This window comes from Acidiphilium sp. MT5, from assembly GCF_054767495.1.
The window spans coordinates 1-25226 of sequence record NZ_BAABMR010000013.1 but is presented as its reverse complement, the minus strand read 5'-3'; the positions used below and the strand labels follow the sequence as shown (position 1 = coordinate 25226).

Here is a 25226-nt window from a genome sequence, read left to right as displayed (position 1 = left end):
GAGACTGATGGTCGCGAGGATGAGTCACGGGTGCGACTCATTGCAGCGTCACGTGAGCGCTTGCAGTTGAGCGATCAGCAAGGATCATATCGGCGGCCTTTTCAGCAATCATAATGGTCGGTGCATTGGTATTCCCCGAGATCAATGTTGGCATCACCGAAGCATCAACCACCCGCAGCCCCGCAACCCCATGAACGCGCAAGCGCGGATCGGTCACGGCCATCTGGTCATGACCCATTTTGCAGGTGCCGACCGGATGATAAATCGTCGTCGCGGTGCGCCGTGCCGCATCAAGCAGCGCGTCATCGGTCACAATATCCGGACCAGGGCTGAGTTCACCCTGAACAAAGCCCGCGAGCGGCTGGGTGGCGGCAAGGCGGCGGGCAAGCCGCATACCCGCAATAATCGTTGCACAATCAGTTTCCGTCGCCAGATAATTGGGATAGATCGCCGGATTGGTGAACGGGTCCGGGCATGTGGTTTCCAAATGCCCCCGGCTTTCTGGACGAAGTTGACAAACCGAGGCGGTAAAAGCGGAATATCGATGCAGCCCCTCGCCGGGTGAATCTGAAGAGAGCGGCTGGATGTGAAACTGAATATCCGGCAAATCAAGCCCCGGCCCAGAGCGCGCAAAAATGCAAACCTGGCTGGCCCCCATGGTCATCGGCCCGCGCCGAAACAACAAATATTCAAGCCCAATTTTCATCTTGAGCCACGGATTATTGACCTCATCATTCAAGGTCGGTCGCGTCGAGGCGTAAATTAGCCTCGCTTGCAAATGATCTTGCAAATTCTCGCCCACACCGGGCAAATCATGATACACCGAAATCCCCGCCTTGGTGAGCAAACGGCCAGGCCCAATGCCAGAAAGCATCAACAGATGCGGCGAATGAATGGCCCCCGCAGCCAGCAAAATCTCCGCCCGCGCTCGCGCCAACCGCCGCCCCGTAGCCCCGCGATAAACCAAGCCCGTTGCGCGCCGCTCAGTCATCACCAGTCGCTCAGCCTGCACGCCGGTAAAAACCACCAAATTGCGCCGGTGCCGCACGGGCTTCAAATAGGCCACAGCCGTGCTGCATCGGCGGCCATTGCGCGCAGTCAGTTGAAAATATCCGGCCCCCTCCTGCCGCGCGCCGTTAAAATCGTCATTGCGCGGGATGCCAATGGCTTCTGCGGCGTCGATGAATGCGTCCGACACGTCCCGCCGCACCCGCATATCGGATACATAAAGCGGCCCATCACCGCCATGAAACGCATCCGCCCCGCGCTCATTATGCTCGGCACGGCGGAAATACGGCAGCACATCCTGATAGCTCCAGCCCTCGCAGCCAAGCTGGCGCCATTGATCGTAATCAGCAGATTGTCCCCGAATATAGAGCAATCCGTTGATCGAACTCGAACCGCCCAACACCCGCCCCCGCGGCCAAGCCAGCCTGCGCCCGGCAAGGCCCGGATCAGGCTCGGTCTGCAAACACCAATCGGTGCGCGGATTATGCATCGTCTTGAAATAACCAACCGGGATATGGATCCACGGATAGCGATCCGGTGGCCCCGCCTCAAGCAGCAACACACGGATCGCGGGATCGCTGGACAGCCGATTCGCTAACACACAACCGGCAGACCCGGCACCGACAATGATATAGTCAAACACATCACCATCGTCGGTGCTGGGTATTTCTCCGTTCATCGCAAGCGAGCCGCAATCATCGGCTCCACCGCTGTCGGCACGTTGAACCGCATCGCCATCACCGATCCAAAACTGATCAACCCAACCACAATCATATAAATCACCACATACCACGGCGCGCCATGATCATAGGTCAGCAACGCCGAGGCAATCAACGGGGTCAAACCGCTCGCATAAATCCCCGAGACTTGGTAGGCAAACGATACCCCCGTATAGCGCACCTTGGCGTCAAATTGGCTGGCAAACAGCGAAGACTCCGTGCCATATACCAACGGGTAGAACAATGAGAATGGCACAATAATGGCAACCAGCACCAACCAATGATGGGTCCGCCCATAAGCCTGCATCAACGCGAATGAGGCCACCGAACTCGCCGCAATCAATAGCGCTCCGGTTGCAAACACTTTGCGCATCCCGAAGCGATCAGCCAGCCGCCCAGCGATCAAAATGAAAGGCACCATGAACGCCGAAGACAGCACAACAGCGAGCAAAGCAAAGCCGCGCGTCAAATGCAGGCTATTGACCACATACGCGATAATGAAAACGCCAAAAATGTTGAAACACGCACCTTCAACATAGCGCGCTCCCAGCGTGAGTAACACCGCTCGTGGCGCCGTGCGGATCATTTCTACAACCGGCACGGCAACGATTTTATCCTCCGCCTGCACCGCCAAGAAATCCGGTGTTTCCATAATGCGCAGCCGAACGAAAATGCCAATCACCACCAGCAAGGCGCTGAGCATAAACGCCACGCGCCAACCCCAGAGCAGAAACGCACTATTCGGCAAATAATTCAGCAACGCCACAACCCCCGCGCTTGACATCAGCCCAAGCGGCACCCCAAGTTGTGGCCAGCTGCCAAAAAAGCTCCGCTGTTCTGGCGGCGCATGCTCAATGGCCATCAGCACAGCACCACCCCACTCGCCGCCGATGCCAATACCCTGCAAGATTCTCAAAAATAGTAATAATAACGGTGCGGCAGCCCCAATCGTCGCCGCTCCTGGCAGTAAACCAATCAAAAACGTCGCACCGCCCATGATCAACAAGGTCATGACCAAGATTGTTTTGCGGCCGATTCTATCACCAAAATGGCCAAAAATAATCCCGCCGATGGGGCGGGAAACAAAGCCAACCGCAAAGGTGGTGTAAGCCGCAATCGTGCCAAGTGCAGGCGAGAGATTTGGAAAAAATACATGATTTAAAACAATGGGCGTCAGCACGCCGTAGAGGAAAAAATCATACCATTCAATCGTCGTGCCCAGCGTGCTCGCAAATACAATCAGAGCAAGGCTACGCGTTCCCTGTGGCGATGTCGGCATTCGCTCCCCTCCTGTTATATCCGCATGGCGGTGGATGGAGAGCCATCGCCCGACCAGCAGAGTTTGTACCAATGCTTCGGTAATTTCTTGACATTTATCACGATGGGTATCACCATACAATACGAAAATTGTCGCTGAGCAGAAATCGGCGGGCGTGAAAGTCACTTTGTCGATCAACCGGATCAGCCGACAGATCACTGGTCATTCCTGAGGTGCGTATGAAATCAAGCGAAAAATCAAACCCCCGCAGCACAGCCCGCAGCGCCCCAACGCGCGCCAAAAAGCCCAATAGGACCGAACGACCGGATCAGGATGTCGACGCCGAAACCCCCGATAGCATGATCGCAGCGCCAGGGGCTGACGCGCTTGGCAAAGGCGGCACCAGCGTGTTCGCGCGCTCCTTCGGCGTCCTCGAATATGTCGTGCGGATCGGCCGGCCAGTGCTGCCCGCAGAAATCGCCGATCACCTCGATCTTCCCAAACCAACCGTCTATCGTATGATCGAACAATTCGAGGCTTTGGGCTTTCTCTATCGACCATTTTCCTCCCGACGAATCTCCGTTGGCCCGCGCCTGAACGATCTGGCTTTCGATATTTTGCGCTACTCGGTGCAATACGCGCCCCGTCGGCAAATCCTGCAAGGCCTGGTCGATGAAGTCGGCGAGACCTGCAATATCGGCACCCTCGAAGGTGGCCAAATCGTCTATTTTGATCGCGTCGAAGCCACGCGTTGGCCGTTGCGACTAAATTTTCACATCGGCTCCCGCGTGCCTTTGCATTGCACCGCCATCGGCAAGCTCTTTCTCGCCTTCTTGCCGGACGCCAAACGCACAGCATTGCTAAAACGCCTCGATTTCGTCCCCTACACCGCGCATACGCTGACCACGCCTGCGGCTTTGGACGATGAACTGGTGCGAATCCGTCATGAACGCCTCTCGGTTGACCGGGAGGAATATCTCGCAGGCGTCGTCTGTGTCGCAGCACCAGTTTTCAACGTGCGCGGCGAAATCACCGCCGGTGTGGCGATTCAAGCCCCTGCCGCGCGCATGCCGGTCACCGATGCGTATCGACATCGCGTGGCCCTGATCGCCGCCGCTCGCTCGCTCACCGATAGTTTCGTCACCACACCTCAATCCGATTGAGCAGGTAGGGTTCAGTCGGTGCAGACCCATGCCCGCCCAACCGCGACTCCCCACGCGCCGCAGCACGGCACGCGCGGATATTACGCCTGTCCGCCCAACCTACTGCTCCGTGCCGCCGCGCGCGGTCGCCAACCAATGGTGGTCGCTGCAGCGGGTGCTCTGGATGTGTTGCAGGCCGTGCATTGGGCCGCCGCGTTTGGCCTCATCACCCCAATTCTGGTCGGTGATCAAACCGATATTCGCGCAGCCCTCGCCGGTCTCGGCGAAACTGATGCACCCTACAAAATTGTTCCAGCCATCGGTGAAGACCAAGCCGCCGAAATCGCCGCCGATCTGGTCGCGGCGGGCGAAGCGCGGATCTTGATGAAAGGTCATTTGCACACCGATACATTGATCCGCGCCGTGCTCGATGGGTCCCGTGGCCTGCGCCGTGCCGGTCGGCTCTCGCATGTCTTCGCCATGCATATGCAGGGCGCTGCACGCGAATTACTGATTACCGATGCTGCCCTCAACATTGCCCCGGATGCGCGAACCATGACATTCATCGTGCGTCACGCCATCGAGGTAGCGGCGGCGCTGCGCATTGATCATCCGCGGATCGCGATGCTCTCGGCCACCGAAGTGATCAACCGGGCCATGCCCTCATCAATGGCGGCGGACGCGTTCGCCAAATCGTTCCGAGACGAAGCCGAAAGCAAAAACTGCAGCATTTCTGGTCCATTAGCACTCGATGTCGCTCTATCGTCAGCATCGGCAGCGCTCAAAGGTCTCACGAACGATGCCGTCGCCGGGCAGGCGGACATTCTCGTCGTGCCCAACATTGAGACCGGCAACGCGTTGTTCAAAATTCTGGTCCATCTGCTTCACGCCACAGCAATCGGCGTCGTGCTGGGCGCAGCGGTGCCCATCGTGCTGACATCGCGCGCCGATCCGGTTGAAGCCAAGCTCGCCTCAATCGCCCTCGCGTGCCTGTTATCATCGCCAGCCCCGCTCGAGGACTCTGCCAATCCAGGGTGATCGTTATCGTTGCAAACGTCCAAGGAGAAAAAATCTAAAATGGATCAAATCGTCAACCGAGCCGACAATGATGCGGCGACTGCCATGGTCAGAACTATGGTCGCGCGCGCCCGCAGTGCCATGGCCCTGATCGCGAATGCCGATCAGGCCCGTACCGATGATCTGGTGCGCGCCCTCGCCTGGTCGCTCTACCGCCCAGACCGCGCCGAGCGCTTAGCGACGCTCGCGGTTCGAGATACGGGCCTTGGTAACGTAGCCGATAAAATCATCAAGAATCAGCGCAAAACCTTTGGCACCCTGCGTGATTTACTCCGTGCAAAAACGGTCGGCGTCATCGAAGAAATCCCGGCACGCGGCTTGGTCAAATTCGCGAAACCCATCGGTGTGGTCGCCGCAGTCACGCCTTCGACCAACCCATCCGCCACCGCCGTCAACAAAGCAATGATGGCGATCAAGGGTCGCAACGCCATCATCATCGCACCATCCCCGTCCGGCATGCACACCACCACCGAAACCGTGGCCGAAATGCGCCGCGAATTGGCACGCATCGGCGCGCCTGAGGATTTGGTCCAAATCTTGCCGCCTCCCGCGACCAAACAAACGACAGATGCTTTGATGGCCGCGGCCGATCTGGTGGTCGTCACTGGCTCACAAGATAATGTCCGGCGCGCCTATCGGTCCGGCACGCCCGCCATTGGCGTTGGTGCTGGCAATGTGCCGGTTATCATCGACGAAACCGCTGATCTTGATGATGCAGCTCGAAAAATAACCGCGTCAAAAACCTTCGATAATTCCACGTCGTGCTCATCAGAAAACGCTGTGGTCATCGTTGATGAGGCCTATCCAAACGCCATCGCCGCCCTGGAGCGCGCAGGGGGATATCTTTGCACGGCGGAAGAGGCCAAACGCGTAGAATCGTTGCTTTGGCAAGGCGGCAAGCTGAGCCGCACCTTGATCGCCCGTGACCCAGCAATCCTTGCTGAGGCATTTTCGTTGCCGGACGCCGCCCGCAAGGCCAAGTTCTTCATGGTCGAAGAAACCGGTATCGGTCCGGCGCATCCCTTCTCAGGTGAAAAATTATCGCTGGTTTTGGCGGTTTATCGGGCCCCCAATTTTGCAGCCGCAACCGAAATCGTGCGCGATATCCTCGATCATCAGGGGCGCGGCCATTCCTGTGGCCTGCATACAACGCGTCCCGAGCGCGCACGTCAGCTTGCCGAAACGCTCGATGTGGTCCGCGTCTTGGTCAATTTTGCCCACACATTCGGCAATGGGGGTGGTTTCGATAGCGGATTGGAATTTACCTTGAGTATGGGGTGTGGTAGTTGGCAAAAGAACTCGATCAGCGAAAATCTAAACTATCGGCATTTCATCAATATAACCCATCTGGTGGTGCCAATCGCCGAAGATCGCCCAAGCGAAGACGAATTATTTGGTTCCTATTGGTCAAAATTCGGCAAGTGAGGATCGAAGCATGAATCTCATGGAATATGATGCCAAGCGCCTCGTGCTCGCACCGGCCAATATCCGCTTACTCGATGGTGCGCTGTGCCACACGCTGGCTGAAGTCACCGCCGCCGCCGAACGGATTGGGCCCTGCGTGGTAAAAGCCCAGGTGCCAACGGGTAAACGCGGTAAAGCGGGCGGCATCCGCCTCGCGGCAACACCAACAGAGGCGCGCGACGCAGCCGAGTGCATTCTTGGCATGAGCATCGCAGGTCATCGCGTCGAAACCGTGATGATCGAAGCACAAGCAAAAATTACGCACGAATATTATGCGGCTGTCCTTCACGCGCCGCGCGAACGCTGCTCTCTTGTGCTGTTCTCCACCGAAGGTGGCATGGATATCGAAGAAATCGCTGAATCACGACCAGAAATGCTGCGCAAACATTGGGTGCGCACCGCGGATCAGTTTGATGAAATCGATGCAAATACCATGCTCTCGGGCTTGGCGTTAGGCACCGCGCAATCGGACATCGCGCGTATTTTGGTGGCGCTGTATCGGCGCTATCGCGAGACCGATGCGGAATTGATCGAAATCAACCCGCTGGTGCAGCTCGCCGATGGCACAATTGCAGCGTTGGACTGCAAATTTATTCTCGATGACAGCGCCGCCTATCGCCAAGCAGCACTCGCCGCCGCTGCCGCGCCAGACCCATCGACCGCCCTTGAACGGAAGGCCAGCGACGTCGGACTCAAATTTATCGAGTTGGATGGTCCCGTCGGTATCCTCGCCAACGGCGCTGGCCTCACCATGACCACGATGGATGTGGTGAGCGTGTTGGGTGGCAAACCCGCCAATTTTCTCGAAATCGGCGGTGATGCCTACACCAAAGCCGAGCCGGCGCTCGAGCTTTTGCTCTCGAAACCAGAAATTCGCGCATTGGTCGTGAATTTCTGCGGCGCCTTCGCCCGCACGGATGTGATGGCGCGGGGTGTCATCGAGGCTTGGCAGCGGCTGGAGCCCAACTTGCCGGTATTTTTCTCGGTCCACGGCACCGGGTCTGACGAGGCAGTGGCCCTGGTGCGCGATGCGTTCGGCGCCGAGCCGTTTGATTTAATGGAAGACGCCGTGCGCGCGGCGATTGAGGCAGCACAATGAGCACATTCCCCATTATCCGCCGTTCGGACCGCGTCGTGGTGATCGGCATGACCGGTGGTCAAGGCACGTTCTGGACCGAGCGGATGCGCGAGGTTGGCACCCAAATCGTCGCCGGGGTCAACCCGAAGCGCGCGGGTGAAACCCATCTCGGCTTGCCCGTGTTCGCCTCAGTCAACGCGGTCATGCGTTCAATGCGGGCCGATGTCGCGGTCATGTTCGTGCCCCCTGCCGGCGTGCGCGATGCGGCACTTGATGTTATCGAGTCAGGTGTTGGCGGATTGGTCATGTTGACCGAACATGTCCCCGCTCATGACATGCTCGATGTATTTTCAGCATCGGATGCGCGCGGCTGCTGCATCGTGGGGCCAAATACCGCCGGGCTCGTCACCCCTGGTGAAGCCTTTGTCGGCATTATGCCCGGTCATAATAACAAAGTTTTCAGTCCAGGGCGGGTCGGTGTGATTTCGCGTAGTGGTAGCCTCGGCACATTGATCTGCCTTAATCTAACACGTGGCGGCTTTGGTCAATCGAGCTTCATCGGTATTGGAGGTGATCCAATGATTGGCACGACCAGCCTTGATGCGCTCAAAGCCCTTGATCGCGACGACCGGACCGACGCTGTGGTTCTGGTCGGCGAAATCGGCGGCACGATGGAGGAAGAGGCCGCAGAATATGCCCGCACCATGCACAAGCCCGTCGTTGCATTCATCGCCGGGCGCGCCGCCCCGCCGGGTCGTAAAATGGGCCATGCTGGCGCCATCGTCGCGGGTTTCGGTGGCAGCTATCCCAGCAAACGTGCCGCGTTGGAAGCGGCTTCGGTAACCGTGGTTGATACACCCAATCAAATTGTTGGCGCGCTGGCAGCGTTATCGCCAGCGTTGGTAACAATGTCGGCGTAACTCGCTAATAAAACAATAAGCGTATGAGCACGTCGATGCGAAAATGAAACGTCCAAGACAAAAGGGAGAAACGAAATGGCTACGATCAGCGAAAAAGATCTCATCGTTCAGGAAAATCTTCTCGCCAGGCTTGATAGAATCCCCATCAACAAAACCGTGCTCGGCTTGATCGCCCTGCTCGGTTTGGTTTGGATTCTTGAAGCGTTTGATATCGGTATCATCGCCCCCGTTTTGTTTTTGCTCAAAAAAACCTGGCATCTCGCCCCCAAACAAGTCGGCCTGATCGCGAGTGCCGGCACGCTCGGCATCGTGGTGGGTTTATTGCCAGCAGGGCGCATTGCCGATCGGTTTGGTAGAAAAACAACCTTACTCGGCGGTATCGTCGTATTCAGCGTCTTCACTTTCCTGGCGAGCTTCTCGCAGTCAATCAGCGAACTCGTTGCCTGCCGCTTTCTGGCAGGTCTTGGGCAAGGTGCGGTATTCCCGGTGCCGTATTTGTTGCTCTCCGAATTTGTCAATAAGGGTGCGCGTGGCACCGCCGTCGGACTTTCCAATTCACTGCTCGGCTTCGCCTATGGTCTAAACACTTTGGCCGGCGCGCTCATTGTCGGTCATATACCAGACTCAGAAGCGTGGCGGGTATTGCTTATGTTAGGCGGCGCAACCATCCTGGTCATGCCGGTCGTGATCATTTTTCTACCCGAGTCGCCACGATTTTTGCTTAAAGTTGGCCAGGTTGATCGCGTTCGCAGCTTCGTCGAACATTTAGAAAATGTCAGCAACTTGCCGCACGATGAATCATTGATCGATCGTTCATCGTTGCGGGTATTGGAAGTCACCGCCGCACGGCGAGTGTCGCTTCTGGATTTCGCCAAACCGCCCTATCTTATCCGTTGTTTCGTATCCTATTTCGCGCTGCTCTCACCCTTCATCGTATTCTACGTGATCACGCTCTACGGACCCAGCATTCTGAGTCGCATGGGCGCGGGTAAAACCGATGCGCTCTATTATACATCGGGCCTGCTATTCCTAACGGTCATCTCAAACGCCGTCGCGGGCCTGATGGGTGATCGGATCAGCCGTCGTTGGGGTCTCGTCGTCGTCATGACGATCGCCGCCCTCTCTACCATTGCTCTCGGCCAGCCTTTGCCACGCTGGGGCGTCATCATCGCCGCGATGTTCACTTGGGCATTCGTCTATGCCGGGTTCCCTCTTGCAAAACTTTACATGGCGGAACAATTCCCAACCCGGCTGCGTGCTTCAGGATCAATGATTGGCGAAAGTATCACGCGCTTTCTCGGCGGTGTCGTGCTGGTCTATATGTTTCCGATACTGGCTAGCGAGATGACGGCACCGTCACTCTACACCTTATTGGCATCGCTGACCTTCGTGAGTATTATCCCGATCATGTTGCTTGGCTTTCAAACCTCCGGTCGTAGCGTCGAAGAAACCGGCACCGATTTGTCAATCTATCGTGGGGTGGTCGTTGGTGGGTTGGATGGTGCCGGAATGAAGCTTGATCGGTAATCTGCCCAGCGCCGGACAGGAATGCGCCGTGCCGAACTCGGTCCATCAATGGCACCGCGTTCGCGCATGGCGGCTTGTTTATCCCATTGGCTGTCGCGATGTCTGATTGGCTCATGCTCAGCGCAGGCCTCGCCGCTTTTCTCGGCGGGATGGTCACCGGCTTTGCCGGGTTTGGTTTTGGGTTGGTCTTTGCACCGGTTTTCGCGATCTTGTCGGGAAGTCCTCGGCAAGTGGTATTTCAAACCATGGTCTTGGGGGCCTTGGTTAGCATCGTGGTGCTGGCCGGGGCGCGCCGAATGGTGCCCCAGCGCGCTGCAGTGACCATCGGCGTTGCGGCGCTGATCGGCACACCGGCTGGCCTGCTCGTGCTCGGCATCCTTGAGGCGCGGACCGTCAAATTAATGATAGCGATCCTCGCGATCAGTGTCGCCATGCTCCGCGCTGCGCGCTTGCCGTTGCGCCTGCCTGATGGCGTTCTCCCCTTGGCCATCGCCGGGCTGATTGGTGGCGTGTTGAATGGATGCACCGGCATGGGTGGCCCGATACCCGCATTGACCGTTGCCCTGCAGCGCCGAGAAGTGCATCATAGCCGGACCCTGCTATTGATTTTCAATCTCGCCAGTTTTCTGGTGGCCATTATCGTCGCGATCCTATCGGGCCTCGCGCGCACCGCATGGCTAACAACCACGATCGGCTTGGTCCCCTGCGTTGGTGTCGGCATGGTGATCGGGATCAAAGCGGTTCACTATGTCTCCGCTGAAGCGTTCAACGGATTTCTGCTAACGCTGATGGCCGCATCGGGTGTGCTTGGCTTGCTATCAGTCTTGCTCGGCTAGCCGTTCAAACACTACCCCGCCTCAATGACGAACAGCGCCTGGCCATACTCCACCAATTCGCCATCCTGCGCACAAATCTCACGGATAATTCCCGCGATCGGCGCAAAAATCGTCGTATACAGCTTCATCACTTCAATCAAGCAAAGCTTGTCGCCCGCCGCGACTTGGCTGCCCGGCTGAACGAATGGAGGCTGGCCGGGTGCTGGTGCAGCATAAAACGTACCAATCATCGGCGCCTCAACCGTCTGATGTCCAGTCAGCATCGGTGCGGTCGCATTCTGTGTCGGCGCAATCATCGGTGCTGCGCGCGGTGCTGCGGTCGGCGCACTGGGTGTTGGCACAGAGGCGATTGGACCAACGGTGCCGTGACGGCGCAGAGTCAACTTCAACTCTGCAGTATCGAGCACGAATTCGGCGCAGGATGAGCTATCGATAATACGAACCAGTTCAGCGACGTCTTCGTATCGCAACATGGGTCAGTCTCCTCCTTTTGTCTTACAGTTATCAGACAACAATATGAATCATCTTGCAAGATGATTTTTTTCAGAATAGCCTAGGAGCAAGACTAAAGGAGCGAACGCCTTGATCAGAGTCTTCATCGCCAACCGTGGCGAGATCGCGCTGCGCGCGGTGCGCGTGTGCCGGGCACTCGGTCTGGAGACGGTGGCGGGGTACACACCGCCAGATGCGGCGCTGCCCCATGTCTGGGCTGCGGACCATTCGGTGTGTATCGGCCCGCCCTCTGCGACACTGAGCTATCTGAACGGCCCCGGCCTGATCACCGCCGCGTGTGCCACGGGCTGTGACGCGATTTATCCAGGGTATGGGTTTCTCTCAGAAAATGCCGAATTTGCTGAGCAATGTCGCAGTGCGGGACTAACATTTGTCGGCCCACCGCCCGAGATCATCGCCTTGATGGGGGACAAGGCCCAAGCCCGTCGCACCGCCGCGAGTCTCGGCATGGCAATCGTCCCTGGCTCCGAGCATGGTTTCGTCACGGTGGAGGACGCGCAGGCCGCTGCTCATCAAATTGGATTTCCCATCCTACTGAAAGCCAGCGCCGGCGGTGGTGGCCGCGGCATGCGGATTGCCGAGGATATCGGCAACTTCGCCACCTGTTTTATGCAAGCCTCTGCTGAGGCCAAGGCCGCCTTCGGGAATGCCGAAATTTATCTGGAGCGGTTCTTTCGCCACGTCCGCCATGTCGAGGTGCAAATTTTCGCTGATCGGCACGGTCATGTTGTGCATTTATGGGAGCGTGATTGCAGTGTGCAGCGGCGCCATCAAAAACTAATCGAAGAAGCGCCATCGCCCATCCTGCCAGCCGCGCGTCGCCACGAGATAACCCAAGCCGCCGAAGCCCTCGCGCGCAGTTTGGGGTATGAAGGAGCGGGCACGGTCGAATTCATCTATGACCCTGAGTCGGACCGGGCCTATTTTATCGAAATGAACACCCGCATTCAAGTTGAGCATCCCGTTACCGAAATGCTGACCGGGACCGACTTGGTGGCCGAACAATTCCGCGTTGCCGCTGGCGCGCCGCTTTCGATCAGTCAGCCTGGCGAACCGCACGGTGTCGCCATCGAGTTTCGCATCAATGCGGAAGATGCCGATGACGGGTTTCGTCCCGTGCCGGGCCTAATCTCAGCCTGGAAACCACCGCGCGGCGCGGGGATCAGGGTGGATAGTCACGTCTATCCCGGCTGGCATGTCTCGCCTTATTACGATTCGCTGTTAGGCAAGCTGATCATTCATCAACCAACCCGCGCCGCCGCCATCGCGGCTGCCCAGCAGGCCATTGCGCGCTTTGACGTTCGCGGCGTCCCAACAACATTGCCATTTCATGCCAAGTTACTGACGACCGAAGCATTTCGCACCGCCGCGATCCATACACGCTGGATCGAACAGGAACAAACTCGATGACAACCACTCCGCGCCGCACTGTTCGTTTGTTCGATGTCACACTGCGCGATGGCCATCAATGCCTATGGGCTACCCGTATGACCACCGGCATGATGCACGAAATCGCGCCGCTGCTCGACCGAGCCGGGTTCGAGGCGATTGATCTGGTGGGCGGTGCGGTGTTTGATGTTTGCGTGCGCTATTTGCGCGAAAATCCGTGGGAGCGGATGCGGATTCTCAGCGAATGGGTCACCGAAACACCCCTCGCGGTGATGACGCGCGGGCAGAGCCTGTTCACCTTTGAATTTTTCCCCGATGACATTGTTGCCCTCACCGCCGAACGCATTCGTGCCCAGGGTATGCGCTATCATACGCCGTATGACGCGCTGAACGATATCCGCAATCTCGAAGTGCCGGTTCGCGCCGCCCGCCAAGTCGGACTCTATATCGCCGCAGGGATCGTCTATACGCTCAGTCCGGTTCATACAGATGCTTATTATGCCAGAAAAGTCCGCGAATTGGTCGCCCTCGGTGTTGACGCGATTTATCTGAAAGACCCAAGTGGATTGCTCACGCCCGAACGGGTCGCCACCCTAATCCCGATCATTCGCACGGCGTGCGGCACGCTGCCTTTGCATTTGCACAGCCATTGCCTAACCGGCTTGGCACCAGCGACCGCCATGCGCGCCGTCGCTCTCGGCGTTGATGTTGTGCACACCGCCACATCGCCGCTGGCCAACGGTGCCTCGCACCCCGCGACCGAATCTGTCGCGCGTAATCTTACCCGCCTTGGCTATGAGCCCGGCATCGATCTGGCATTGGTTGAAGCGGCTGCCGAGCGGCTTGCCTATATCGCGGCCCGTGAAGACAAACCAATTGGTGCGATCGCCGAGTATGATGAATTTCACTACGCCCACCAGATGCCCGGTGGCATGATTTCCAACCTACGTTCGCAGCTGAAAACCATTGGTATCGAGCATCGCCTGGGCGAAATTCTGGAAGAAGCGGGCCGCGTCCGCTGCGACCTGGGCTATCCGATTATTGTTAGTCCTTTTGCGCAATTCGTTGTCACCCAATCCGTGCTCAACGTGATGGGACGCGAGCGCTACGCGACCATCCCCGATGAAGTGCGCAAATACGTTCTGGGGTATTATGGCGAGGTCGTCGGCCCGATCGATCAGAATCTGCTTGATCGGGTGGCTCGGGGCGCCGCGCCGATCTCGGAGCGTCCAGGTGCGATGTTGGAACCGGGACTGCCCGCCGTGCGTGCCGCCCATGGACCGTTCGAATCGGATGATGATTTATTGCTCGCCGCCTTTTACGCAGCGCCGGAAGTCAACGCGTTGCGAGCCGCAGGGCCGATCAACACCGATTATCCGCTGGCGGCGACGCCGCTCCTAACATTGGTGCGTGAAATCGCCCGTCGGCCGGACATCACGTCCTTTCACTTCATCGAAAAGCACTGACCCCGCGAGGAGCGCACCCATGACTGAGCCCGTCATCATCACCGTCGCGATTAACGGCGCGGTCGCCCACAAGGCGGATAATCCGGCCGTGCCGATTACACCGCCCGAGCAAATCGAATCCATCCATCAAGCTTTTGAGGCCGGCGCAACACTTGCTCATATCCATGCGCGCAATCCTGACGAATCCCCCGGCTCAGACCCAGCCTTGTTTGCGGCTGTGCAGGAGGGGGTGCGTCGGCATTGCCCCGGCATGATCGTGCAATTTTCCACGGGCGGTCGGGGCCGTTCGTTAGAAGAGCGAGCTGCCTGTATTCCGCTTCGCCCAGACATGGCCTCCTTGGCCACCGGCTCGACCAATTTTCCAGCGCAGGTCTATGACAATCCACCCGATTTCGTCACCGGCCTCGCGCAATCGATGCTGACGAATGGCGTCAAACCCGAAATCGAGGTGTTCGATTTGGCGATGCTCTACAATGCCAAAACTCTGGCCGATCAAGGGCTGCTGGCCCCGCATCCGCACGTGCAATTCGTGCTCGGCGTCCGCAACGCGTTGCCGGCGCGCCGAGAAATATTTGACTTTTTGCTAGCCGAATTGCGCAGCCTGATGCCCAATGCCACCTGGAAGGCGGCGGGCATTGGCCGGTTTCAGGTCGAGGTAGCGCGCTGGTGCCTCGCCGAAGGCGGCCATGTCCGCACTGGGCTTGAAGATAATGTGCGGTTTGATGGAACCCGGCTTGCAACCAGCAATGCCGAATTGGTGACACAAATGGTCGAGATCGCGGCCCAATATGGTCGGCGTCCCGCAACCGCGCAGGAGGCTCGTCGGATTCTCGGCCTCGCGGCAGGTTGATATGCAATTGGGGTTGGCAGGACGCGTTGCTCTCGTCACCGGCGCAGGATCGGGGATTGGCCGCGCGATCGCGCAGGCGCTGGCCGCCGAAGGGGTCATGGTCTATTGCGCGGATCGCGCGTCCGAAGCCGCCGCCGCAACGGTGGCCGGTCATCACGCCATGCAGGCCCTCACCATGGATGTCACCGATCCGGGTTCCGTTGAGGCTGGCATACAGGGGATTCTCGCAAAAGGTGATTTAGATATTTTAATTACCAGCGCTGGTATTCTCAAAACCGGACCTGTTTCCGCAGCGCAGCCCGAGGATTGGGATGCGGTCGAGCGGGTCAATCTACGCGGCGTTTTGCATTGTGTGCGGGCGGCGATCCGCCCGATGGTGGCGCGCGGATACGGGCGGATTATCAATATCGCATCGGTATCGGCTTTTCGCGGCGGCGGGGCGTTGGGCAATGTGCTCTATGGCGTCACCAAAGCCGGCGTGGCCGCGCTCACCATGGGGCTTGCCCGCGAGCTTGGCCCCGCCGGCATCACGGTCAATGCCATCGCCCCGGCGGTGACCGCCACCGCCATGACCGCCGCACAGCTCGATCCCAGCGTGCAGGCCGCCATTCTCCGGCGTATTCCCATCGGGCGGCTTGCCGTCCCGGATGATACGGCGGCCCTCGCTGTATTTCTAGCGTCTGATCGTGCAGCCTTCATCACCGGCACGATTATCCCGGTCGATGGTGGATTTCTCACCACCTGATCGGCACCGAAGCGCGCGGGTGATCGCTGAAAATTGATTTGGGTTTTGCGCCGGATCATCCCACCAAGCGGCGATGATGCGAGATCGGATGCAACGTGGCGTGTTCACCCGGCGTGCGGTGCTGCTGGGCGGCGCGCAATTGGCGGTGTTCGCCGCACTGGTGGGCCGGCTTTATGATGTGCAGGTGCTGGAGCATCGTCATTATCGCAAGCGCGCCCAAGCCAACGCGATTGCGCAGCGGCCCCTGGCGGCGCAGCGCGGTTTGATCGTTGATCGTGCGGGCACGCTGCTCGCGGGCAATCATCAGCAATGGCGCGCTTTGTTCTTGATGACCGATGTGCATGATCCACAAGCGGTGCTCGCGCGGTTTGCTCGGCTGGTGCCGCTATCGGCGCTGGAGCGGGCCAGGGTGGTGCGCGCCTTGGCGGGGCCGGTGCGCTATGTTCCCTTGCTGCTCAAGCATGATTTGGATTGGCATGCGATGGCCCGGCTCGAGGTGCATCGGCCACAATTACCGGGCGTGATTATCGATCGGGGATTTTCGAGGTTTTACCCGTTGGGACGGCAGGCCGCGCATTTGGTGGGCACTGTGGTGCGGCCCCGGCCCGCTCAGGTTAAGCGCGACCCGGTGCTCGCATTGCCCGGCGCGCGGGTGGGTGGCGCTGGGATCGAGCAGGCTTATGATCATGTCTTGCAGGGCGAACCAGGGGTGATCGAAAGCGAGGTCGATGAGCTTGGCTCGGTGGTGCGCGTGCTTGACGATGATGCCGGGCATCCCGGAGCCACCGTGCAATTGACGCTCGACGCTGATTTGCAGAGAGCGAGCGTCGCTTCCATGCGCGGGCGGCCTGGCGCGACCGTGCTGCTCGATATTGCGAGCGGCGGGGTGCTGGCGATGGCGAGTGCGCCCTCCTTCGATCCGGCTTGGTTCGAGCAGGGTGTGCCGGACGCGGTTTGGTCGCGTTGGATGCATGACCCTGAACGACCATTAATCAATCGGGCCACACAGGGTTTATATGCGCCGGGGTCTTCGTTCAAACCAACAGTGGCCTTGGCGGCGCTGCGTTGCGGGGCGATTACTGCAACAACACGGTTTTACTGTCCCGGCCATTTGAAAATTGGCAACCGGATGTTTTATTGCTGGTTGCGCTCCGGGCATGGTTGGCTCGATGCGGCGGGGGCGCTGCAGCAAAGCTGCGATGTATTCTATTATCACGTCGCGATGCGGATTGGGATTGACCGGATGGCCTCAATGGGGCGTCAATTGGGCCTGACCGGGGCGGCGCCGATTGATTTTCCTGATGTGGCAGCCGGATTTTTGCCCGATCATGCCTGGGCGCGCGCCCGGCGGATTACCTGGACGCGTGGCGACACCGCAGTGCAGGGGATTGGTCAGGGTTATACGGTGTTCACACCGTTGAATTTAGTGACGATGATTGCGCGGGTCGGATCGGGGCGGATGATCGAGCCGCATTTGGTGCGCGCGATTGGTGGCAAGCCCGTCCGACGGCCTGAGCCGGTGCCGTTGGATCTGTCTGATCGGCATCTGGCCGTGGTGCGTCAAGGGTTGGATGAGGTGGTCAATACACCACTCGGCACTTCGTGGGGCGGGCGGCTGATTATGCAGGGTGGCCTTCGCATGGCCGGCAAGACCGGCACCGCGCAGGTGATCAACGAAAACGCCGCGATGGAAGCGGCCAATTATAACGATGCGAAATTACCGTGGAAATATCGGCCCAATGCTCTTTTTGTCGGGTATGCGCCGTTGGATCAGCCGCGCTTTGCCATTGCGGTGGTGATTGAACATGGCACGCTGCTCGGCCCGGTCAAGGTCGCGCGCGATGTGCTGCATGCCGCGTTACTGCAAAATTTGGCGGTGGGATAACAAGGCGGCGTGTGATGGCCGCCCCGCCAATCCTTATGACGAGAGCTTGGCTTTTTTCAGCAACAAGACTTGGTGGCTGTTCTGCAACGCCTTGATCGCGAGTGTGTGCAGATAATGATAATCGGCGGGGTTAACCACAAAGGATTTGAGGGCCAGTGATTTTTGCACGGTCAGCACATGGTTTTTGATGGTGTAGGTCACCGCGTAATCGCCAATCGGGGTAGAAACCGTCTCGCCCGGTGGCATGAATTCTGGGCTCATGCTCAGCGGTAATTGCAAATGCAGCGTATATTGGATGCGCTGGGGCTTGGTGATTGTTGGCACCGCACGTTTTGCTTGGTCCACAAACGGGGCGAGCGCACCGGCAATCAAATGATCCGAGGGGATCAGCATCGCCCCCTTGCTACCACCATCCAGCACACCGTATTTCTTGAAATCATAGGTGACAGCAATTGGCTTATTGACGTCGTCACGATTTTCGATTTGAAAATGGCTGATCGTGCCGAAATTACCTTGCTGGTAGAAGCTGGCCTCGACCGCGTTGTTCAAGCGCCGACCGACCTTGTCGCCGAGCACGGCGCGCTTTTCAGCAGCACGCCAGCCTTGCGCGATCTGGCGCGAATGGCCGGATAATTCGCCTGACCGCGCCAGCTTCATTGTGTCCGTCATGGCATATTGCACGGTGTGCAAATCGGGGCCGGGCGTTGTTGTCAATTTGGCGTCAGCGCCGGTGAGCAAGACGGGCCGGCCTGAATCCATGATCGGGATGCTATCGGCGGCGGCGTGCCGATAATGCGAATCCAAATAAAGCCCGTAGGCCGGGACATAAACGATGAAATGGCTGAAGGCGAACGGATCGACCCCCGGATAGGGAACAAAGCGCGGGCTTTGTGAAATCAAGGCAGGCACGGCCTTGATGTTTTCGGCCCGAAGCAACGCGCAGAGCAAGGTTGCGCTCGCGTTGCTGTCCCCGAGTTTTTTGGCCAATGTTTCGCTGGCTGCTGGGGGCACGAAGCCGGCACTTTGATAATTGACCGAGATGGTCTGGATGTTTTGCTGCATCCAGCGATAGATATTCTGCACGGCTTCAAGCCCGGTCGCGCCTTGTGCGGCCTCATGCGCGACGGTTTTGAGTGTGGGCGTGAGCGTTGTCGCGGGTTGTGCGGCCTTGCTGTAAGCATCCGCAAGGGCTTTCCAATCTGCGCTGGTGGTGACAACGGCCATCGGCGCGTATTGGGTGATCGCGGCGCTGCCGAGCGGCGGGAAAATTGCACCCTGATAGGAGCCGGTGACGGTTACGGTTTGGCCGGATTTTTTCACCGTCCACGGACCCCGGGTTTTGGCATAAACCTGCATGCCTGGTGGCACGCTGAGTTCCAGGGTGGCTTGCTTGATCGGGATCGATGGGCTGAGCACCAAAGCAGCGGCATAAATGCCCGGCAGATATGGATGGGCGAAGGTGAGTTGGTATTTAATATGTAGCACGTCGCCCGGATGCACGGCTGGGAAAATTAGGCTTTGAATTTTGCCATCGCTCAGAAAGGGCGCGGTGAGCGCGCTATGGGCTGATTGATCGAAAATTGCGGATGGCACCACGTTCAGCTTTTTGCCTGATTTGGTCTCGGTATAGGCATACAGCACTTTTGCTGTCGCGAAATTGGCCGGATAGGCCACCGCAATTTGTGAGCTAGACTGCACGCCCTCAGTGGTGAGCGGCTGGACGATGCGCGTGACGGTTTTGGTGTAGCTGCCGTTTTTATGCACCTGGATGACCGTGCGATCGCGCAGAATTTGGTAGTTCACCACCGGCGCTGGTTTGCCCGCCGCGTGACCGATTGCAGAGGTGGCAAACAGCGCGGCACCGGTAAGGGCGCCGATACGGACCTTTGATTGGGTCATGGTTAGCTCCGCTTCTTGGCGGCTGATGTTTGGGTCAACACGAACGGGGTGCGTTGCGATTTGAGGTCCGCCAGCAATAATTGATGCAGAGCCGGATATGATTTCTGCCCATAGACAATTTTATTGAGCTTGAGCGTATAGTTGGTGACGATGCTGTTATTCGCCGTCGTCACATGATAGCTGAAGCTGCCCGCCGGGTTGGCTACCGTTACATCAGGCGGCAGGTAGCTCGGCGTGTACCCTGCAGGAAAATCGAGCGTTGTTGTCCAATCAACTTGCCCGAGATACGTCACCACCGAATGCGCGCGATGGCTGGCACCCGCTGCCGAGGCCAGCGCGTTGATCGGGTTGGGGGTGCCGGACATTGAGGGCACCAAATACGGGCCGGGCGGCATCGCGAAGCTGATATTTTTGCCCGGTGCGGTGAAATGCGGGTTGGCCCAATGCGCACCGACGACAAAGGGTTTGTCGAGCACGGTGGGCACGCCCGGTGTGAACGTGCCGCTGCCACCACCACTCGGCGTGAGCAGCAAATTCATTACATGGCCATAGGCGGCGGGCGGCACTGAGGCAAAGATTTCTCGATACATCCAGGCCCACCAACCATGGGTGGTCATTTGCGCGGTGCCGGTGATGCCGCCATCGGCGGTTAAATGGAGCGTGGCGTTATAGACCAAACGATTATGCGCAGGCTCGGCACCCGGCGTGTAGAGTAGGCGTGGATGCGGTCCTGCAATAACGGTTGGTTTGGCGCGTTCGCCGATGGCCAATTGCCCCGGCGTCTCATATTCGCCAGTGCTGTCCAGGAATACATGATATTTTGGCAAATAATCGATCGCGTGATTGAACCAGAACGGTGTGGGCAAAGGTGGTTTGCTGAAAGCGTTGCTCCAATTGATGATCACCGGATAGGCGGTGATGCCTTTCGCCGCGAGCAACGCTTCGAGCAGGGTGGAATGGGCTTTGCAATCGCCATAGCCGGTTTCAAGTGTTTTGGTTGCCGAGATCGGCACGAAACCGCCGACCCCGAGTTCAAGCCCGACATAACGCACTTGCGCCGAATCCCAGGCATAGAGCGCTTTGACCGCGTCCCAGCCCTTGAGCTTGCCCGCCACGCGGTCAGCGACCGCTTGCACCACCGGGGTGACCGCGGCCTGTTGCTGTGCGCGCGACCAATAGGCGGCACCGACCGAGGCCCAACTGGGGAAGCTGGTGACTTCGAATAACGGGCTGTAATCACGCGCGGAGACGGTGGAGGGGCCGGCATAATAGGCGTGATGGGTGGTGAACCGCGCAGCGAGAACCACCATGTTGCCGGATTGTTTTTTGCTGACCACCCAGCCGCCGCGTTGGGCATCCTGCAAATGCATCGAGGCGGGCGCGGTGACGGTGATCATTTCATCGCGGGCGGATTGCGATTGCGGGATCATCCAGTAATTCGAATATTGGTTTTTGAAATAGGGCGCGAATTGATGTTTTTCGGTGATCAAATGCAGCTCATCACCCACGGCGAAATTGGGAATAACGATACTGAGCACTTTCGAGCGGCTATACATCGGCGCGCCCTGTGCGGCGGGAACCGGGCGGACGTAAATATCGGATTTCGGGATCTCGGTGACAGCCCCTTGCGGGGTGGTCACCCAGGCTTTGACCACTTTCAGTGTGGAGAGCGAGGAGGAAAAGGTTTCCTGAAACGGATTGGTTTCTTTCAGACCGGAGCGGCTCAGCACTTTGATCACTTGACTGACCTTGCTGGTATATTCGCCGTTCGGCTGGACCAGCACCGATTGATGAAAGCTGATTTGCCGCGTGCGCGCGCCGCTGACGCCCGCATCAACGCTGGCGGGCACCCGGCTCGGCGCATTGGTCGGCGCCGGCGCAGGCGTGGGCGCCGCGTAAGCGAGAGGAATGCTGAGGCAGGTGGTTACGGCGAGGCTGGATAACAGACGCGTATTGGTCATAAGCGGCATCTTGCTGTCACCTTTGAGGGCTGAAAGAATATTGCAGGGAACGACGTTAATACAGATCAAGGCAGGTGAGCAATATGAGCGTCTTGCTCCTCGCGAGAGATTGAGCAACCAGGCGGCTTTTTGATCGATTCTTATGCGAGCGGATCGAGATTGGATGTTTTATCACGGTGTGAGGGGGTTGCGCGTGGCGATTGATTACAATCCGAGGGCCGAGAGGCCGGGGTGATCATCGGGCCGGCGACCGAGGGGCCAGTGGAATTTGCGGTCATCGGCAGTGATCGGCACATCATTGATACTCGCGATGCGGCGCTGCATCAGGCCGGAGGGGGCAAACTCCCAATTCTCATTGCCGTAGGAGCGGAACCATTGGCCGGTTGCATCGTGCCATTCATAGGCGAAGCGAACGGCGATGCGGTGATCAGCGCAGGCCCATAATTCTTTGATCAGGCGGTAATCGCGCTCATGCGTCCATTTGCGGGTGAGGAAGGCGATGATCTCGGCGCGACCGGAGATGAATTCGTGGCGATTGCGCCATTGGCAATCGGGTGTGTAGGCGAGGGCTACTTTATCGGGCGTGCGGCTGTTCCAGCCATCTTCGGCGAGGCGGATTTTTTGCGCGGCGGTTTCGGGGGTGAAAGGCGGTGTTAGGGTCATGTTAGGCGCCGACTAAGGTATCGAGGATATGGCTGCGATAGCGTGTGACCAGCGAGATATGGCCATGGCCGGGGACCATGTGCAGTTGGGCAGTTTTGATGTGGGCAGCGAGCCAGGTTGCGTGCTGGTGGGGGACCATCAGATCAAGATCGCCCTGCCAGATGCTGGTGGGGATGGTGATGCTCGCGAGGTCAAAGCCCCAGGGGCGGATGAAGGCGAGGTCATCATCGATCCAGCCATCGAAGCCGCCGGAGAGGGCGCGGCGCATTTCGGCAGCCATGGCATCGGCGTAGGGGCCGCTGAGTTCGGCTTGATCGATCGGCGGGACGAGGCCACCGAAGGCGGCGGCGAGTTCGGGGCCGGTGACGGTGCGGAAGCTTTGGACATTGGCTTCCTTCCAGGCACGCAAGGCTGCTTCGCCTTGCAGGCTCGCGTTGAACTCCTCGATATTTTCCGGACCCATGCCGGCGAGGAAATCAAGATCGGGCTCGCCATAGGGGCCGACGCCGGCGAGGATGGCGGCACCTTGGCAGCGATGGGGGAGCAGGGCGGCGCAGGCGAGGGCGTGGGGGCCGCCGCCGGACCAGCCGGCGGTGAGGAAATCGGTGTGGCCGAGCTGATCGAGCAATTCGGCGGTGAGGTGCGCCATGTCCGCGACGCTGCGGCCTGCCATGCGCGGGGTGGCGGCGTAGCCGGGGCGGCTCATGCAGATCAGGCGGAGATGGCGGGCGGCGCAATCATCGTGCCAGTCGGCAAAGGTGGTGGAATCAGACGGGGTGCCGTGATGCATGACCAGGGGCCGACCGTTTGGGTCGCCGCCGAGAAATAGATCGACCGTGCGGTCATGGCTGAGGGTGATGGTTTGGGTGGAAGCGGTCATGCGGGGCCTGTGGGTTAAGTGACACGATTAGTTACGCTCGGTGCCAGATCTGCGCCATAATTGAGCGCGATGCTGCGCACCATCGATAGCAGCAGATGGAGTGAAAAAATGAAAATCAAGGTGAAATCGACCGGGCTGACCGTGGCGGCGCTGATGCTGGGGGCGGTGATTGGGGGCTGCGCGGTGGCGGCTTATCCGCAGCCGCATATGTTCGCGGCGCGGCATGCGTTGCTCTCGGCACGCTATCAGCTTTCGATTGCGGCGCATAATAAAGGCGGGCACCGGATTGCCGCGCTGAATGCGGTGAATGCTGCTTTGGTGCAGGTCAATCAAGGGATTCGCGTGGGCGCATATCGTTAATCCGGTGCCGGCCGGTTGGTGAGGGTTACGGCGCGGCTTTTTCGAGTTTGTCTTGGGTTTTGGTTTCGAAATCGCCCGCGTCGTGACGTTCGCGTAATTGGCCGGCGGGATCGCCGGTGACGCGGTTGACCATGCGGCCACGGCGGACGGCGGGGCGGTTGCCGATTTGATCGGCCCAGCGGACGACGTTTTTATACTCGTGAACTTGCAGGAATTTGGCTGAATCGTAGAGCCAGCCTTTGGCGAGGCCGCCATACCAGGGCCAGATTGCGATGTCGGCGATGGTGTAGTTTTTGCCGGCGATATAGTCGTGATCGGCGAGGTGCCGATCCAGCACGTCGAGCTGGCGTTTGACTTCCATGGCGAAACGATCGATCGCATATTCGATTTTGAATGGGGCGTAGGCGTAGAAATGGCCGAAGCCGCCGCCGAGATAGGGGGCGCTGCCCATTTGCCAGAATAGCCAGGAGAGGCATTCGGCGCGGGCATCAGGCTCGGTGGGCAGAAATTCGCCGAATTTTTCCGCGAGATACATCAGGATGGCGCCGGACTCGAACACGCGGCGGGGTCTGGCGCCGCTGTGATCGACCAAGGCAGGGATTTTGGAGTTGGGGTTGGCGGCGACGAAGCCGCTGGAGAATTGATCGCCCTCGTTGATGCGAATCAGCCAGGCGTCATATTCCGCGCCGGTATGGCCACGGGCGAGTAGTTCTTCGAGCATGATGGTGATTTTGACGCCGTTGGGGGTGGCGAGGGAGTAGAGTTGCAGCGGATGACGCCCGACAGGTAGCTCCCGATCATGGGTGGGGCCGGCGATGGGGCGGTTGATATTGGCGAAACGACCACCGTTTTCGCGCTCCCAGGTCCAGATTTCGGGGGGGATGTAGTCGGGTTGGGTGGTCATTCAATGCGCTCCTGTCGGCGGTGATTTTTTGGTCCGCAGCGGAGATTGGATGTTTGGTGCGCAATAGCAAGGCTTGGGCGCGTTTTTGTGCTAATTATTGCAATATCGTAATGAAATGGGCGCGATGAGGCGCCTAGCGTTCGAAGTTGATTTTTGGGCTGGACGCGGGTGCGTAAATATCGCCGGGGAGTGTGGGGCGTGGCGGAGCGGGAGGGTATTTTGCCAGCATATAGTCGTAAAATGATGGCTCCGGTTTTTCGCTCCGCCGCGCTGGCTTGGACTCTGGTTTTTGCTCTGATTTGGGGCGGGGTGAGCGCGGTTTGCGCGGCAATTTGAGGTAAGTTGGCAGCGGGATTGCGAGCATGTGGCAGATCGGGCGCAGCACGCGGCCCGCGCGAGGATTGTTGCGGAGGAGCAAAAACAGGTCGGGGTCTTCGAGGAAGCGGATCAGATGACCGCGCACATAGGGAATGTGATGGCCGGGGACTGTTTGCAGCAGCCAGCCATTTTGCCTCGGTAATTCGCTCCTTTTGGGCGTGGGTACGGATGTGGATTTGGTGCCGGGTTTGCGGTGGCGGCGCGGGCGTGGGTTCAGGGCGAGCGAGCGGAAACGGAGCGCAAGAGCGGAAATACGGTGCCAGATGGCCCATGTGTGGACGGCCCGGTGAGGTCAAGAGCTGAC

Annotated in this window: 22 protein-coding genes; 13 read left to right on the top strand and 9 right to left on the bottom strand. The window is 58.8% G+C overall.

The annotated features are described in order from the left end of the window. Positions 1 to 37: 37 nt before the first annotated feature. Both ACYUCQ_RS13895 and ACYUCQ_RS13890 read right to left on the bottom strand, forming a co-directional pair. Positions 38 to 1687, bottom strand: coding sequence for a GMC family oxidoreductase (locus ACYUCQ_RS13895; RefSeq protein WP_460255151.1), 1650 nt, complete (start codon positions 1685 to 1687; stop codon positions 38 to 40). Next, complete coding sequence (locus tag ACYUCQ_RS13890; protein ID WP_460255150.1) at positions 1684 to 3006, bottom strand: MFS transporter; 1323 nt, start codon at positions 3004 to 3006, stop codon at positions 1684 to 1686. Before ACYUCQ_RS13890 ends, ACYUCQ_RS13895 begins: the two co-directional genes overlap by 4 nt. 218 nt (positions 3007 to 3224) lie before the next feature. Here ACYUCQ_RS13890 and ACYUCQ_RS13885 point away from each other — a divergent pair, with 218 nt between their 5' ends. From ACYUCQ_RS13885 to ACYUCQ_RS13855, 7 genes are all read left to right on the top strand, one after another. Next, positions 3225 to 4148, top strand: a complete 924-nt coding sequence (locus ACYUCQ_RS13885) for an IclR family transcriptional regulator (protein WP_460255149.1) — start codon at positions 3225 to 3227, stop codon at positions 4146 to 4148. An 18-nt stretch (positions 4149 to 4166) separates the two neighbouring features. Further along, entirely contained in the window at positions 4167 to 5165 is a 999-nt protein-coding gene (locus tag ACYUCQ_RS13880; RefSeq protein WP_460255148.1) for a phosphate acyltransferase, read from the top strand. Between the two features lie 39 nt (positions 5166 to 5204). Next, entirely contained in the window at positions 5205 to 6629 is a 1425-nt protein-coding gene (gene sauS, locus ACYUCQ_RS13875; RefSeq protein WP_460255147.1) for an acylating sulfoacetaldehyde dehydrogenase, read from the top strand. A gap of 10 nt (positions 6630 to 6639) precedes the next feature. Further along, positions 6640 to 7767 (top strand): succinate--CoA ligase subunit beta, encoded by a 1128-nt coding sequence (locus ACYUCQ_RS13870; protein ID WP_460255146.1) that lies wholly within the window; start codon positions 6640 to 6642, stop codon positions 7765 to 7767. Further along, on the top strand, positions 7764 to 8666 hold the full coding sequence (locus tag ACYUCQ_RS13865) for a succinate--CoA ligase subunit alpha (protein ID WP_460255145.1): 903 nt from the start codon (positions 7764 to 7766) through the stop codon (positions 8664 to 8666). Before ACYUCQ_RS13870 ends, ACYUCQ_RS13865 begins: the two co-directional genes overlap by 4 nt. Before the next feature lie 75 nt (positions 8667 to 8741). Beyond that, positions 8742 to 10193: an MFS transporter gene (locus tag ACYUCQ_RS13860; RefSeq protein ID WP_460255144.1), complete on the top strand. Its 1452-nt coding sequence runs from the start codon at positions 8742 to 8744 to the stop codon at positions 10191 to 10193. A 98-nt stretch (positions 10194 to 10291) separates the two neighbouring features. After that, a complete protein-coding gene (locus ACYUCQ_RS13855; protein WP_460255143.1) occupies positions 10292 to 11029 on the top strand; it encodes a TSUP family transporter in 738 nt (245 codons plus the stop codon). A gap of 11 nt (positions 11030 to 11040) precedes the next feature. Here the strand turns inward: ACYUCQ_RS13855 and accB are convergent, their stop codons facing one another. Continuing rightward, complete coding sequence (accB, locus tag ACYUCQ_RS13850) at positions 11041 to 11502, bottom strand: acetyl-CoA carboxylase biotin carboxyl carrier protein (protein WP_460255142.1); 462 nt, start codon at positions 11500 to 11502, stop codon at positions 11041 to 11043. 109 nt (positions 11503 to 11611) lie between these two features. On the opposite strand from accB, the gene ACYUCQ_RS13845 reads away from it, so the two are divergent. From ACYUCQ_RS13845 to mrdA, 5 genes are all read left to right on the top strand, one after another. Next, positions 11612 to 12952 carry an acetyl-CoA carboxylase biotin carboxylase subunit gene (locus tag ACYUCQ_RS13845; protein WP_460255141.1) on the top strand — a complete coding sequence of 447 codons (1341 nt, stop codon included), beginning with the start codon at positions 11612 to 11614 and terminating at the stop codon, positions 12950 to 12952. Further along, positions 12949 to 14397, top strand: a complete 1449-nt coding sequence (locus ACYUCQ_RS13840; protein WP_460255140.1) for a pyruvate carboxylase subunit B — start codon at positions 12949 to 12951, stop codon at positions 14395 to 14397. The genes ACYUCQ_RS13845 and ACYUCQ_RS13840 overlap by 4 nt, the downstream gene beginning before the upstream one ends. Before the next feature lie 19 nt (positions 14398 to 14416). Beyond that, positions 14417 to 15247 (top strand): beta-keto acid cleavage family enzyme, encoded by an 831-nt coding sequence (locus ACYUCQ_RS13835; protein WP_460255139.1) that lies wholly within the window; start codon positions 14417 to 14419, stop codon positions 15245 to 15247. Position 15248: 1 nt separating this feature from the next. Next, the gene (locus ACYUCQ_RS13830) at positions 15249 to 15992 is read left to right on the top strand and encodes an SDR family NAD(P)-dependent oxidoreductase (protein ID WP_460255138.1); all 744 of its coding nucleotides are present in this window, start codon (positions 15249 to 15251) and stop codon (positions 15990 to 15992) included. An 88-nt stretch (positions 15993 to 16080) separates the two neighbouring features. Beyond that, entirely contained in the window at positions 16081 to 17877 is a 1797-nt protein-coding gene (gene mrdA / locus ACYUCQ_RS13825) for a penicillin-binding protein 2 (RefSeq protein ID WP_460255137.1), read from the top strand. Positions 17878 to 17910: 33 nt separating this feature from the next. Here the strand turns inward: mrdA and ACYUCQ_RS13820 are convergent, their stop codons facing one another. From ACYUCQ_RS13820 to ACYUCQ_RS13805, 4 genes are all read right to left on the bottom strand, one after another. Beyond that, positions 17911 to 19776, bottom strand: a complete 1866-nt coding sequence (locus tag ACYUCQ_RS13820; RefSeq protein WP_460255136.1) for a DUF3857 domain-containing protein — start codon at positions 19774 to 19776, stop codon at positions 17911 to 17913. Between the two features lie 2 nt (positions 19777 to 19778). Beyond that, a complete protein-coding gene (locus ACYUCQ_RS13815; protein WP_460255135.1) occupies positions 19779 to 21737 on the bottom strand; it encodes a DUF3857 domain-containing protein in 1959 nt (652 codons plus the stop codon). A 204-nt stretch (positions 21738 to 21941) separates the two neighbouring features. Continuing rightward, positions 21942 to 22400, bottom strand: coding sequence for a nuclear transport factor 2 family protein (locus tag ACYUCQ_RS13810; RefSeq protein WP_460255134.1), 459 nt, complete (start codon positions 22398 to 22400; stop codon positions 21942 to 21944). Between the two features lies 1 nt (position 22401). Continuing rightward, on the bottom strand, positions 22402 to 23280 hold the full coding sequence (locus ACYUCQ_RS13805; RefSeq protein ID WP_460255133.1) for an alpha/beta fold hydrolase: 879 nt from the start codon (positions 23278 to 23280) through the stop codon (positions 22402 to 22404). 108 nt (positions 23281 to 23388) lie between these two features. Here ACYUCQ_RS13805 and ACYUCQ_RS13800 point away from each other — a divergent pair, with 108 nt between their 5' ends. Beyond that, the gene (locus ACYUCQ_RS13800) at positions 23389 to 23640 is read left to right on the top strand and encodes a hypothetical protein (RefSeq protein ID WP_460255132.1); all 252 of its coding nucleotides are present in this window, start codon (positions 23389 to 23391) and stop codon (positions 23638 to 23640) included. Positions 23641 to 23665: 25 nt separating this feature from the next. Here ACYUCQ_RS13800 and yghU read toward each other — a convergent pair whose 3' ends face one another. Then, positions 23666 to 24544 carry a glutathione-dependent disulfide-bond oxidoreductase gene (yghU, locus tag ACYUCQ_RS13795; RefSeq protein ID WP_460255131.1) on the bottom strand — a complete coding sequence of 293 codons (879 nt, stop codon included), beginning with the start codon at positions 24542 to 24544 and terminating at the stop codon, positions 23666 to 23668. 133 nt (positions 24545 to 24677) lie between these two features. After that, positions 24678 to 25007 carry a hypothetical protein gene (locus ACYUCQ_RS13790; RefSeq protein WP_460255130.1) on the bottom strand — a complete coding sequence of 110 codons (330 nt, stop codon included), beginning with the start codon at positions 25005 to 25007 and terminating at the stop codon, positions 24678 to 24680. Positions 25008 to 25226: the final 219 nt, after the last annotated feature.